General features: G+C 46.9%; 13 protein-coding genes. 10 read left to right on the top strand and 3 right to left on the bottom strand.

The genetic code is table 11. From position 1 onward, the window contains the following. Nucleotides 1–75 precede the first annotated feature (75 nt). The 4 genes from C1T21_RS09120 to C1T21_RS09105 all read left to right on the top strand — a co-directional run bounded on the left by C1T21_RS09120 (nt 76) and on the right by C1T21_RS09105 (nt 4159). Nucleotides 76–1479 (top strand): ammonium transporter, encoded by a 1404-nt coding sequence (locus C1T21_RS09120; RefSeq protein ID WP_029516714.1) that lies wholly within the window; start codon nt 76–78, stop codon nt 1477–1479. 48 nt (nt 1480–1527) lie between these two features. Continuing rightward, nucleotides 1528–2610 carry a DUF294 nucleotidyltransferase-like domain-containing protein gene (locus C1T21_RS09115; RefSeq protein ID WP_103048005.1) on the top strand — a complete coding sequence of 361 codons (1083 nt, stop codon included), beginning with the start codon at nt 1528–1530 and terminating at the stop codon, nt 2608–2610. Beyond that, complete coding sequence (locus tag C1T21_RS09110) at nt 2607–3344, top strand: exonuclease domain-containing protein (protein WP_061828597.1); 738 nt, start codon at nt 2607–2609, stop codon at nt 3342–3344. The genes C1T21_RS09115 and C1T21_RS09110 overlap by 4 nt, the downstream gene beginning before the upstream one ends. A 170-nt stretch (nt 3345–3514) precedes the next feature. After that, nucleotides 3515–4159: a TlpA family protein disulfide reductase gene (locus tag C1T21_RS09105; protein WP_103048004.1), complete on the top strand. Its 645-nt coding sequence runs from the start codon at nt 3515–3517 to the stop codon at nt 4157–4159. A gap of 39 nt (nt 4160–4198) precedes the next feature. Here the strand turns inward: C1T21_RS09105 and cimA are convergent, their stop codons facing one another. Beyond that, nucleotides 4199–5815 (bottom strand): citramalate synthase, encoded by a 1617-nt coding sequence (cimA, locus tag C1T21_RS09100; protein WP_103048003.1) that lies wholly within the window; start codon nt 5813–5815, stop codon nt 4199–4201. Nucleotides 5816–6108: 293 nt separating this feature from the next. Between cimA and C1T21_RS09095 the strand changes: the two genes are divergently transcribed. The 3 genes from C1T21_RS09095 (at nt 6109) to C1T21_RS09085 (ending at nt 9486) form a co-directional block, all read left to right on the top strand. Then, a complete protein-coding gene (locus tag C1T21_RS09095; RefSeq protein ID WP_103048002.1) occupies nt 6109–7389 on the top strand; it encodes a DNA polymerase IV in 1281 nt (426 codons plus the stop codon). Between the two features lie 161 nt (nt 7390–7550). Then, nucleotides 7551–7793 carry a ferredoxin gene (locus C1T21_RS09090; protein WP_013309730.1) on the top strand — a complete coding sequence of 81 codons (243 nt, stop codon included), beginning with the start codon at nt 7551–7553 and terminating at the stop codon, nt 7791–7793. Between the two features lie 268 nt (nt 7794–8061). Further along, nucleotides 8062–9486, top strand: coding sequence for a L,D-transpeptidase (locus C1T21_RS09085; protein ID WP_103048001.1), 1425 nt, complete (start codon nt 8062–8064; stop codon nt 9484–9486). 27 nt (nt 9487–9513) lie between these two features. On the opposite strand, the gene C1T21_RS27290 is transcribed toward C1T21_RS09085, so the two are convergent. After that, entirely contained in the window at nt 9514–9660 is a 147-nt protein-coding gene (locus C1T21_RS27290; protein WP_023988033.1) for a hypothetical protein, read from the bottom strand. A 218-nt stretch (nt 9661–9878) separates the two neighbouring features. On the opposite strand from C1T21_RS27290, the gene C1T21_RS09080 reads away from it, so the two are divergent. From C1T21_RS09080 to C1T21_RS09070, 3 genes are read left to right on the top strand one after another with little or no spacing between them, the layout of a single operon-like run. Next, entirely contained in the window at nt 9879–10973 is a 1095-nt protein-coding gene (locus C1T21_RS09080) for a quinone-dependent dihydroorotate dehydrogenase (RefSeq protein WP_103048000.1), read from the top strand. Between the two features lie 34 nt (nt 10974–11007). Beyond that, nucleotides 11008–11820 (top strand): GTP diphosphokinase, encoded by an 813-nt coding sequence (gene yjbM, locus C1T21_RS09075; RefSeq protein WP_023988035.1) that lies wholly within the window; start codon nt 11008–11010, stop codon nt 11818–11820. Then, nucleotides 11821–12390 (top strand): DUF309 domain-containing protein, encoded by a 570-nt coding sequence (locus tag C1T21_RS09070; RefSeq protein ID WP_103047999.1) that lies wholly within the window; start codon nt 11821–11823, stop codon nt 12388–12390. Between the two features lie 84 nt (nt 12391–12474). Here C1T21_RS09070 and C1T21_RS09065 read toward each other — a convergent pair whose 3' ends face one another. Next, nucleotides 12475–13002 (bottom strand): thioredoxin family protein, encoded by a 528-nt coding sequence (locus tag C1T21_RS09065; RefSeq protein WP_013309735.1) that lies wholly within the window; start codon nt 13000–13002, stop codon nt 12475–12477. Between the last annotated feature and the right edge of the window lie 138 nt (nt 13003–13140).

The following is a 13140-nucleotide window of genomic DNA, read 5'->3' as shown; positions in this document are numbered from 1 at the left end:
CATGTATTCTGATTATAATGACAATAAGAATTTCACGAAATGTAAAGAAACTTAACATTCGAGGGAGTGGGCTTCATGAGAAAAAAGTGGTTAGTTGTATTATTGGCCATGCTGACAGTATTAGCTTTTCCGGTAGGTGCGTTTGCTGCTGACGGTCCGACAAATATTCAACTTCAAGCCGGGCTAAACACGGCCTTTACGTTCTTGGCATTTATACTTGTATTTTTTATGCAAGCGGGATTTGCATTGCTGGAGGCAGGCTCGACACGAATGAAGAATGCGGGCCATGTCGCTGGTAAAACGATTCTCACCACGGGTGTTGCAGCTTTGTCCTTCTGGGCACTTGGATTTGGATTCGGCTTTGGTAATGATGGCGGCAACGGATTTATGGGACTGACGGGTTTCTTCATGAGTGGTACGGATGCTGCTGCATCGTTTGATGCTCTTTCAGGTCTGGATGTTCCGATTACAATTATGTTTTTGTTCCACTTTGCTTTCGCTGCGGTATCACTTTCTATCGCATGTGGGGGGATGGCAGAGCGTGCAAAATTAAGTGTATACATTATCTTCGGTATTTTGTTCTCTATCGTGATCTATCCGGTTGTAGCTCACTGGGTGTGGGGCGGCGGATGGCTTGGTAAGTTGGGAATGCAGGATTATGCCGGTTCGACGGTAGTCCATTTGACAGGCGCTACGGCGGCACTCGTCGCTACACTGCTGCTCAAACCGCGTCTGGGCAAGTTCAATAAAGATGGCAAGCCGAACATTATCCCTGGTCATAATCAGGTGTACTCTATCTTGGGTGTTATTATTCTGTGGTTTGGTTGGTTTGGGTTTAACCCAGGTAGTGCTGTATCGGCTATGAACGACGGATTCTTTGGATATGTCGCCTTGACTACCAATATTGCTGCTGCGGCAGGTGGAGTTTTCGCTTTGCTCGTATCCTGGATGGTATACGGAAAGGCAGATATTCCTGCTATGCTAAACGGTGTGCTGGCGGCTTTGGTTGCTATTACTGGTTCTTGTGCCTTTGTAGCCCCTTGGGCGGCACTGGTCATTGGTGCAGTTGCAGGGATCGTCACTTTCTTTACAGCGCAATGGTTCGAGCGTGCAAGAGTAGATGACCCGGTATATGCTTTCTCCGTGCATGGTGTTGCAGGGATGTGGGGCGCAGTGTCCACAGGGTTCTTCGCTACTCCTGAGCTTGTAAAAATAACAGGTGTAGGTCAAGCGGGTCTGTTCTATGGTGGTGGATTTACCCAATTAGGAGTACAGCTGCTTGGACTGATTGGCACCTTGGCTTTCGTGTTCGTCATTTCCTTCATTATTCTGGGTGCGATGAAAGCGATTATGGGTATCCGCGTTACGGAAGAGGAAGAAACGATGGGACTGGATATCAGTGAACACGGTACGTACGGCTATCCTGAGCAAATGAAGTTGGTTGCCGAGGCTGAAAAGCGTTCTGGAATTGTGAACTAACATGTAAAATATAAAGAACCAGTATGGATGAGCGGAGGAGATGGAAGTATGGAACTGCAAAATATGGCCTCTTGGGTGAGTTCCGCTGAAGCGATTGATCAAGCAGATACGCCCGAATCGCTAAGGCAGGCCAGGGTTGACTCTCAAAAATGGCTGCTGGCTTCCCAAGCCTCCGCTCCGTTATCAGACTGGTTACAAACGGCGAATGAAATGCATGACCGCATCGCGGCCAGAGCTGTACAAATGTGCGAAAAAGGGATGGTTGAGGATGGCTTCGGCCCTCCTCCCGTCCCTTACGCATTTATAGCCTTCGGAAGCATGGGGCGCTCGGAATCGACGCTGTGGAGTGACCAGGATAACGGTATGATTATCAGTGACATAATATCTGCTGACAAAGAATTGTATTTTAGAGAGTTTGGTCGCAGAGTGTCTGCGATGTTAGAGTATTTGGGATATCCCAAATGTGAGGGAAAAGTAATGTGCTCGGAGCCGTTGTGGCGCCAAACATTGTCTGAGTGGAAAAAACAGCTAACAAAATGGTCGGATGATTTTGCTTGGGAGCCGATCCGTTATCTGATTATCTCGTCTGATATGAGGCATATCGCTGGAGATGAGCAATTATCTGCAAACTGGAAACGAAGTTTTTATGAGTTGTTCCGAAAACATCCTGATTTACCCTCGGCGGTACTTCGGAACACGGTGAGGCATAAAGCGACACTTAATATTTTAGGTCAGATCGTTACCGAGCGCTTCGGTGAGCATGCGGGCGATTTTGATGTAAAATACGGATTGTACATTCCGCTGGTGAACGCAGTCCGTTTTTTGGCGTTGCAACATGGTGTAGAGGAAACCTCCACTTTCAAAAGGCTCAGTCGTCTCGCATCACTGGAAGCGGCACCGTTGCCTTTACTCGACGCTTGCGAGCGTGCCTTTCGGATTGCGCTTCAGCTACGAATGGCTACGCCAGTGAAGGAGAATGATGGATTGCTGGTCAGCAATGGCTACCTGGCTGTAAAGCCGCTCAAACAAAGTAAAGGCTGGCATGAGTTGCGCGAGGCGCTTTCGACGGTACGACGGCTGCATCGTGCGTTGCAAAGGCAGTTGCGATTTATGGAAGGGAGAAGGTCATGAAGGAACCAGCGCAGGGAAGTGGCTTCTGGAGCGCTCTCCGCAGAGGAGGAGTGCCGTCTGCGATTGCATCTGTAATGGGGGCTCCTACGGCTCAGCAGATGGCTTTTATTCGCTCTTTAACCCGGGAGCAACGGCGCTCTGAAGTATTGCGGACCCCGCTGGATCGTTTGGAGACGGTAGTTTTTGATCTGGAGACAACGGGATTTTCAGCACAGCATGGAGATGAGATTTTATCGTTCGGGGCGATTCGGGTTGTCGGGGACATGATTATGGAAAAAGAACAGTTTTATACGCTTGTCAATCCACGGACTGTGATTCCTGAGCACATTACCGAGCTAACTGGGATTACCCGGGAAATGACGGATGAAGCTCCACCGCTTATGAATGGACTGCACGACTTTATGTCCTTTGTAGGTGGGCGAGTACTCGTGGCACATGCTAGCGCTCATGACAAGGCCTTTTTGAATGCTGCGTTATGGAAAACATCTAAAGTTCAATTGACTCACCGTGTTCTGGATACGATGATGCTTGCCAAATGGCTCGAGCCACAGCAACATCAAACCTACAGTTTGGATGAATTGTTGACCTACCAATCCATTCCGATTGAAGGGCGGCACCATGCGTTAGAGGATGCGAAAATGACGGCTAAGCTGTGGGTTGCGTATGTTCAGGAAATGCTGAAGCGTAATGTGACCAATTTGGCAGATGTCTACGCGCATTTAAGTCATGCTTGATTCAGTACAAGGCATAGCATTCATATACACATAAAACAGCAAGTTCGCGATTTCGTGGGTTTGCTGTTTTTTTGCGTCCTGTTGAGATTTAGAAGGTTAGAGGTGGGAACAGTATGGGCATCCTATGGAGAAGGTAAGGGTCATTTAGATGAAAGACAGGTGATAAGACTGTGAAAAGATTTTTTTTCATCAGAGCGATGGTTATGCTGGTTGTGGTTGGGGCTTCATGGGGAGTTATTGCAAACACAACTTATGCAGCAAGCCTGTCCATGAAAAATGCACCATTAAAAGAGGGATATGGTAGAGAAGGACTTGAAGCTGAGAAAGAGGTAGAGGCTGAAACACATGCGGTAGAGGTAATGAAAAAGATAAAGCCTGGTCAACGGCTTCCTTCTATGATTTTAAAGGGGTTAAACGGCAAGACCTACGATGTAGGGGCCACGCGCAATAAAGCTCTGGTTATTAGCTTTTGGGCTTCGTGGTGCGATCCGTGCCGATTAGAAGCGCCTATGCTGAATGAGTTGTATAGTAAGTACAAAGATGATGTGGATGTGTATGGTATCAATGAAACTCGCTATGATCGATTGGAGGATGTACAGAAGTTTTCCCGCTCTTTGGATCTCCAATTTCCCATTTTACTTGATGAGCAAGGAGCATTGTTTGAACAATTTGGAGGGGTAGCTTTTCCAACCCATGTAATGATTGATCATCATGGACAGGTCCGCGAAATCATAATCGGCATGCTCAGTGAGCAGGAGTTGGAACGCAAAATAGAAAATCTTCAAAAAAAGAAGGTGTCTTTGGGAGCCGAGTAGACCGCCAAAGGCACCTTATAAGCTCATGCGAGCACCTGATTAGTGATTAACTAATCCGTGATGAGTAAGCTCTGCCTGATCGTTTTTTGGAGTCGGTGCTTCCAACAGTGCGTAACGGAAACTGTCCAAGAGAGCTTCCCAGCTGGCTTCAATTACATTTTCGGATACACCTACGTTACTCCAGACGTCCTCGTAATTTTTAGACTCAATGAGGACACGTACCTTGGCGGCAGTGGCATCCTTTTCGTCAAGCACACGTACCTTGTAGTCAGCCAAATGCATGTCACGCAAGGCAGGGAAATATTGAGAAAGAGCCTTGCGGAGTGCGTTATCGAGCGCGTTAACAGGGCCGTTGCCTTCAGCTGCGGTATAGACACTCGTCCCTGCAACATTCAGTTTCAAAAATGCCTCGGATACGACCGGCCGGCCGGCTGTTTTCTCTACCAGCACTTTGAAGGACTCAAAAGAGAACATTTCCTTCACTTCACCACCTGCTTCACGAATGAGCAGTTCCAGCGAAGCATCCGCGCCTTCAAACTGGTACCCCTGATGCTCCAGTTCCTTGATGCGGCTAATTACGCCACGTGCCTCATCACTGGATGGGTCAAGGGTGATGCCCAGCTCTTGCGCTTTGGATACCACGTTGCTTTGTCCGGCCAGTTCGGAGACCAAGACCCGCTGCTTGTTCCCCACGAGTTCAGGAGCAATGTGCTCATAAGTTCGCGAGTCGCGCAGAATGGCTGACACGTGGATGCCCCCCTTATGGGCAAAAGCTGCATTGCCAACATAAGGCTGGTTCACAGGCATATTGACGTTGGCGACTTCGCTTACAAAGCGGGCTGTATTGTGGAGTTGATTTAACTTCTCGGTATCTAGACATTCGTAGCCCAGCTTGAGCTGCAAATTAGGAATGACGGAGCAAAGGTTAGCGTTACCACACCGTTCACCGTAGCCGTTGATGGTACCCTGAACCTGCCTTGCGCCTGCTTGTACAGCACTTAGAGAGTTCGCTACTGCCAATTCGCAGTCATTGTGTGTATGAATACCCAACTGTGACCTCGTTATCTGGCTTTGCAGCATAGTGACAATTTCCTGAATCTCATGTGGTAGGGTACCGCCGTTTGTATCGCACATCACGAGCCAATCCGCGCCTGCTTCTTCAGCTTTTTTCATAACGGCCATTGCATACTCGGGATTGTTTTTATATCCGTCGAAAAAATGTTCGGCATCAAAAATAACCTCCATGCCCCCTTGCTTTAAAAAGGCGATGGAGTCGTAAATCATAGACAGATTTTCCTCCAGTGTCGTCTGTAAGGCGGTGTGTACATGAAAATCCCATGATTTACCCACAAGTGTAGCAGCCTGAGCGCCGGATTCCAGAATTCGTTGAAGATTAACATCCTGTGCTGCGATGCTATCTTTGCGGCGCGTGCTGCCGAAGGCCACAATCTTTGCCTGAAGACCCAGTTCTTGTACCCGTTTGAAAAATTCGATATCCTTGCTGTTGCTTCCGGGAATCCCGCCTTCAATATAATGAACACCGAGATCATCGAGTTTTTTGGCGATTTTCAATTTGTCATCAGCAGACAAGCTAATTCCTTCTCCTTGAGTGCCGTCTCGCAGCGTTGTGTCAAAGATAGAAATAGCGGTGGACATGAGGGACTCCTCCTTTGCGGATTGCTCAGATTGGTGATGCTCTGCTTTTTTAAGCACATTAATTTAGTTGTTTAACGCTTAAAAACAGGAAAGCGTTAGTTTGTCGTGTTCGTATGTTAGTCGATTATATCAACTTATGACTTCAATTGTAATATATAATTATCATTTTTAGCCGCAAAACCTTTATTTTTTATGTAAAATAGAAATAGCATTTAAGGGTATCTCAAGTATAAAATCAAAACACATATTCCCGCGATGACGGGTGAATTTACAGTTAAAAAGAAGGGTTGAGCATGAAAGATGTCAGTGCTTATTATCCGGCTGGTGGACGAGTTATTCTGCATGTGGATATGAATGCATTTTATTGTTCCGTTCATGCAGCGGAGGAGCCGGAGAAATATAAGGGACTGCCTACCGCGGTGGCAGGCAGTAGTGAGCTGCGCAAAGGTGTAATTGTAACCTGCTCTTATGAAGCTCGACGATTGGGCATTTCAACAGGGATGGTCGTTCAGCAGGCTCGTCGGATCTGTCCGCAGCTCATCGTAATACAGCCTGATTTTCACTTGTATCGTCGTTATTCCAAAGCATTTATGAGTATTGCCTATTCGTATACGCCTATGCTGGAAGCAACCTCAATTGATGAGTGCTATCTGGATATTTCTGGCTCCAAACAGTTTGGAACACCTATGGAAATTGCTGAGGAAATCCAGCGCAGAGTAGAAGACGAGCTGGGCCTGCCCTGTTCAATTGGAGTTGCTCCCAACAAGTTGCTGGCCAAAATGGCCTCTGATCTGAAAAAACCACGCGGGATCTCTGTTCTACGTTTGCGTGATGTACCCAACATTTTGTGGAACCTTCCTTGTGGTCAATTGTTTGGTGTGGGTCGCAAAACGGCAGATAAGCTTCTACAAATGAACATTCGCACCATTGGGCAACTAGCTAAAGCTGATGAGCATATGCTGGTTGGCGTATTTGGTGTGACGGGTTCGTGGTTAAAATTGGCCGCTAATGGGATTAACCATTCTCCAGTCAGCACTGAACGGGAGCCAAACAAGTCCATCGGTCACACGACTACCCTGCCTGTGGATGTGGTAAAGCTGGAAGAAGCCCAACGGGTGCTTCTTAACATTAGTGATCAGGTAGCCCGGCGGCTTCGACGGCACGGTATGTTGGCAGGAGGTATACAATTGACGATTCGGACGCCGGATATGAAGACCTTTACGCGTTCTCAAGTCAGGAGCACTCCTACGGAAAGTGCAGAGGACATATATAAGGAAGCTTGTGCGTTGTATCGTCGCCATTGGGGAGAAGATAAGCCTGTGCGCTTGCTGGGGATTACGCTACAGCAGCTCATTCCAAAGGAGGAAGCCGCCGTTCAAATGGATCTATTTGAATACCAGGATCAGCCTAAGAAAGAAAGCTTATTGAAGACGATGGATGCACTGCGCGATAAGTTTGGTGAAAATGCAATTTTGACCGCTGGAATGCTGGGAGATGATCCTTCGGTACTTCTTCGCAACTCCAAGTTGCGCGGAACTTCGCTGCAAAAAGACAATCTACCAACTCCGGAGTGAACTTTTGGGTAGATTATTGCAAGCATCACAAGCTTACGTTATAAGCATTTTTTACACGAAGGATAAAGGAAAATAATTTGTAATAATATTGGGTTTGTATTAATATGTGAATAGAATGTAAAAGCTGGTTTGTTTGATTGTATAGGAGGAAGAGAAAAGTTATGGCTAAATACACTTGGGTAGAAAAAGATACATGCATTGCTTGCGGAGCCTGTGGCGCTACAGCACCAGACATTTATGATTATGATGATGAAGGTTTGGCAGAAGTGATCTTTGAAGGGGATGCAAACCAAGGCATCAAGGCAATCTCAGAAGATTTGTTTGATGATATGCAGGATGCTTGCGATGGTTGCCCTACAGATTCCATCAAAGTAGCAGACGAGCCGTTCAATAAAGAAGGTTAAGCGTAGGCTTCTTTGATAGGCACAGCACCGACAGCTCCCTTCGCCGTATAACGGTGAGAGTAAGCTGTCGGTGCTGTTTTTTTTAGATTATAGAATGGTTCAGCGGAGGTGAACTATTCTATAATCGCAAGAAAAACTTCTGCCAAGCGCGGTCTAGCTTCCGTGAAAGTACGTCGATAGACGTTTTTCTTATGTGCTGTCCATCGAGTCTATTTTTACCGATATACATAATAGGAAGTATGCAAGATTACACGATCAGGAGGATCCGATGAACCATTCGCCTCATCTTAAATCGTATGTAAAAAAACACCCTGATAATAAAATGGCCTGGTATTTACTCGGCAAAGAGTATGAGAGCAGCGGTCAGGAGGGCAAAGCAAATTATTGCTTTAATCGCGCAGGAGAAGTGTTCGAAGCCTTCGAGCATAAACAGATTCCGGCAGACGTATGGATGGAATATCAGGATAAACTGGTTCAGATGTCCAAGGAGAAGGAGCGAAGGACGGCTCGAACACGCCACCTGTTAACTGCGTTAATGGTACTACTGCTCATATGGGTTCCTTCAGCCAATTCACCGAGACCTTCAAATGAAAATGCATCTTTTCCATCCGGGACTGAGCAGGCAACAATTGATAATATTGAAGTTACGAAAGTGGCCACTGCTGATCCGAAGGAGATGACCCAGATCGGTGTGGTTGGTGGTGTGTTTACGGCTCAAGCTCGAAAAGGGAGTGGAGTTGGAACGGGGCTTACTGATTTGTTGGCTAAGACTAGCCGACTGCCGTCCAAGACTACATTATTGGGCATGGAGCAAGGGGGCTCGTGGCTGCTCTGGAGAGAGGGTATGAAGCCATTACTTAGTGTACAGAACAAAGGAAACGGTGGATTAGCTGTTCAGTCTTACGACGCCGCTGCGTGTGCTTGCAAGCCGCCAGACAGTGAAAATCTTCGCAAAGCAGGTCTAAAATGGGCTGCTGGACAGGAGGAATTAGCTGTGTTGAATAGCTCCATGCGTGCTTTTCGCTCACAGCATCAACGTCTTCCCCAGAGTCTTGATGAACTGACTCGAGACTTTCCAGCTAACACGATGTACGGTACGACAGACGGGATGAAGAAGGCTTTTACACCTATGCGTAATTTACTTGCTTCACCTGGACAGGGAACAGGGAAGGCAGTAGATTTAGACGCTGACTCGTCGGCCGAAAGCAGTCCATTACTGGCGTCGTCATTGCACGGACGACCTTTTCTGGGGCAACCGTTGCGAATTGTGGTGGACAAATCTAAGCACAGGCTCGCCCTGGTAAGTGGCAATGTACTTATTCGAAATTATCCTATCGGTTTGGGTGGAGAAAGAACACCAGAAGGGAAGTTTGTGATTACCGATAAAGTAGTAAATCCGAACGGCAAATCCAACGGTGAGTTTGGTAGCCGTGGAATGCAACTGTCTGCAACGAATTATGCCATTCATGGCACGAACGAGCCGGATAGCATTGGCAAAAATGAGTCGTTGGGTTGCGTCCGAATGGGTAAAGAGGATGTGGAGGAATTGTTTGCACTCGTACCTTCGGGTACGAAGGTAGTCATTGGTAACGGGGGATTGCCTGATCAAGTGCTTGTGCCTGATTCTCGATTTACAAGTGAGCCGCAGCATGACCAGACGAATCCCCGCAAAACCTATCACTGGCTAAATTAAAGTTTTGATGCTATTGCTACTTGGTGTTTAACGATTTCCTGCTTGTGCTAAAACAATGACCAGAATAATCACAATGATGAGGAGAACAAAGCTGACGGCGGTCCATACAATCGCTTTCTTGTTCACCTCATCCTTTTTCTTTTGCAGACTGGGCGGCTTGCGCTTGGTCTTCATATCAGCAATCCCTCTTTTCTAACGGGCTAAGGTCTTGTCTTACTATGTCCATTGTAAATGGTTTGATTATACATTTTCAATGACATCTCCATGGCAACTGAATTGTTCTGAAGCTACACCTTGCAAATTACTTTCTTTTTGGTATGGAAAAAGCTAAACTATTTTGTAGAGATGTTTTTTTAGGATTGTGCAAGGGCATAGAACGGAGTGGATGAATCGTGTTGTATCGAAGGATTGCGAAACCTGTTTTTTTTAAAATGAGTCCAGAGACGGCCCATCATGTAGTCATTGACGGCTTAAAACATGCGGGCTCACTCCCTGGTGGAGCAGCGACACTGCGAGGGATGTACGGAGTCAAGGAAACGGAGGATCTTGCCGTTGATCTGTTTGGCATTCATTTTCCCAACCCGATTGGACTGGCTGCAGGACTGGATAAAAATGCAGAAGCGGTTACTGGTTTTTCTTCCATCGGGTTTGGATTTATGGAAGTGGGAACGGTGACACCTGTGGGACAGCCCGGTAACGATCGGCCACGTTTGTTCCGACTGCCTCCCGATGAGGCATTAGTCAATCGGATGGGCTTTAACAATCTGGGTGCTGAGAGCATGGTCAAACGTCTGGCCGCACTCAAACATCGACCTGTCCCGGTCGCTGTCAATATCGGCAAAAATAAAATTACGCCCAATGAGGATGCTCATAAGGACTATGAAAAGTGTATTTCCGCACTGTATCCTTACGCGGACTTCTTTGTAGTGAATATTAGTTCGCCGAATACGCCGGATTTACGAAAGCTCCAGCATGGTAATGAACTGAAGTCGCTATTGGAAGCGGTTCGGGCTGAGATGGGGGTTCAGGCGAAAAAGTATGGCAAAGCCAAGTCTGTACTGGTTAAAATTGCGCCTGATGTATCGGATGAGGAATTGGAATATATGACAGATGCGATTGCTGCCAGTGGAGTAGACGGCATTATTGCGACCAATACAACAATATCCAGAGCTGGTCTGACGCACCGGAATGCGAGTGAAACAGGAGGGCTGAGTGGTAAGCCGCTGCGTGACCGTTCCACAGAGGTCATCGGACGGGTGTACCGCCAGACGGAAGGGAAGCTGCCTATTATCGGATCAGGCGGCATCTTCACGAGTCGTGATGCCTATGACAAAATTAAAGCAGGCGCAAGCCTGATTGAAATTTATACAGCATTGATCTACGAAGGGCCGGAAGTAAATAGGGCTATACATGCTGGACTGCGCGAGCTGCTTCGAAAGGACGGCTTTAGGCACATTACCGAGGCTGTTGGTGCAGATCACAGATAAAAAAGTGTTGTCGGAAGAGACAGGAGGTACGGGGATGGACGGAAGAGACTGGGGAACATTTTTACTGCCATACGATCAGGCGGTGGAAGAGCTTAAGGTCAAGTTCAAAACAATGCGTGCGGAGCTGAAAAAGCGCGAGGAATACGCTCCTATCGAATTCGTAACCGGACGGGTTAAAAAAATATCAAGCATCCTCGATAAGGCGAAGAGATTACAGGTTCCTTCTGATCAGCTGGAGACGGGAATCGAGGATATTGCAGGCATTCGCATTATGTGTCAATTTGTAGAGGATATTCGGCGGGTGGCCGAATATATCAGAAGACGTAAGGATTTGACCGTACTGTATGAAAAGGACTATATCACCAATTATAAAGACAGCGGCTATCGTAGCTTTCATATGATTGTGGAGTATCCGGTTCAGACAGCAGTAGGGCTGAAAATTGTGCTGGCAGAAATTCAAATCCGTACTTTGGCTATGAATTTTTGGGCAACCATAGAGCATTCTCTTAGCTATAAGTATCGTGAAAGCTTGCCTGATAATATGCGCACACGATTGAAAAAGGCAGCTGAGGCAGCCTTTGTATTGGATAATGAGATGTCTTCCATGCGTCTTGAAATATTGGAAGCGCAGAAAAAGTTCGAGGACGAAGCCAATATCGTATCCAAAGTGCTAACAGGTATGCACCGCTTGTATTTCTACCATAAGATTAGTGAAACGATTGATGCGCAGCGCAGGTTTAATGAACTGTGGGAGCGGCACGACATGGAAGGAATCAAGCTGCTTCACGATGAGGTCAAAGAGATGCTAGAAGCCTCTACCAAGGAAGAAGACAGGGATGAGTATTAAATGGCAAACCTTTCCTACGAACCGCTATATGTGACTTATTTGGTATACTTCAATCGGGATCGGGATTACTTTGAATGTCATGAGGTACTGGAAGAGCTGTGGCTTAAGCTGGACCGTGACCCTGTATATAAAGGTTTGCTGCAAGTTGCTGTAGGACTGTATCATTTTCGGAATGGTAACTATCGTGGTGGACATATGATGCTGGATAGTGCGGTCCACCGGCTGGAGCATGCTCCTTCGCAGGCGCTGGGCATTAATATGGCGAAGCTGGTGGACGAGGCGCGCGTTTGCGCCCGGCAGCTTGCTGAAGCTGTTATGACCGGCACGGAAGAGTTTCAGCACCAATCTCCGGTTTATCGGGATTTGACGATTGAAATCGTCGAGCCTGGGCTGCACCGGGCCGTGGAGAAGGCATCGTCGTCCATTCCAGTTAACATCCCGCAGCAGAGAGGTCCTCGGCGTGGGGAAAAGCATGAGCAGCGTCAGCAGGCGCTGGAAGCTTCAATTAGGCGAAGACAGGCCGCTGACGGCCCAGGCTCTGTCTCGGCGGAAACGAAGGATGCGCCTTGATTTTGAAGCGTATGATAAGCAAGCAGCCCGATCCGTTTCATGAGGATCGGGCTGCTTTATCGTTTCAGGTGTGTGAACGTTTGACTAGGAGGTTACGTTCTTTTTATATTTCTCAAAGAAGGCTTTGAAATCGTCGAGTGTGTACCCATTGTCCGAAGGACTTTCCTTCAACCCGCCTACCATACGTTCCTTTTCCACGCCTTTTTCGTAATAAATGAGCGTAGGGGTATACTCAATCTTATACTTGTCCCAGCCATCCTCATACTCACGCAGGTTAAATTCGTGCATCGTGATGTTCTCCTGCTTGCTCAAAGGCAAGAGCTTAGGAGTAGTGGCGCGGCAATGCACACAGTCGGACGCGAAATGATAGACGAAAAAGTTTTCCTTTTTGTCAATTTTGCTCTGTAGATCTTCCGGCTTAATAATTTGCTGATAGTTCGGGTCATTTAGTAGCTCTTGAGTAGCAGGATTTAACGAGGCTGTGGAAACGCCGTACAGCTTGTTTTTAGTGCCTGAATTTAAAGCGAGCAGCACTCCAAGCAAAATGACCAGCACAACAAAAAAGCCGATGACAGGTATAAGCTTTTTTTTGTTGGATTTTTGTGCGTTCAATGCAATCTCTCCTATCAAAATTCAAAATATGTAGCTATGAATCTCATTATTATACAACATTACAGCTTGTAGTGAAAGTTTGTAAATCACACCGATATTGCAGGATAACAGGTTGAATATGGTACAATAAAATTTATT

It is taken from the genome of Paenibacillus sp. F4, from assembly GCF_002894905.1.
Taxonomy (GTDB): Bacteria; Bacillota; Bacilli; order Paenibacillales; family Paenibacillaceae; genus Paenibacillus; species Paenibacillus polymyxa_B.
Note: the sequence above shows the minus strand (reverse complement) of the source record. Positions and strands in the feature narration are given on the sequence as shown.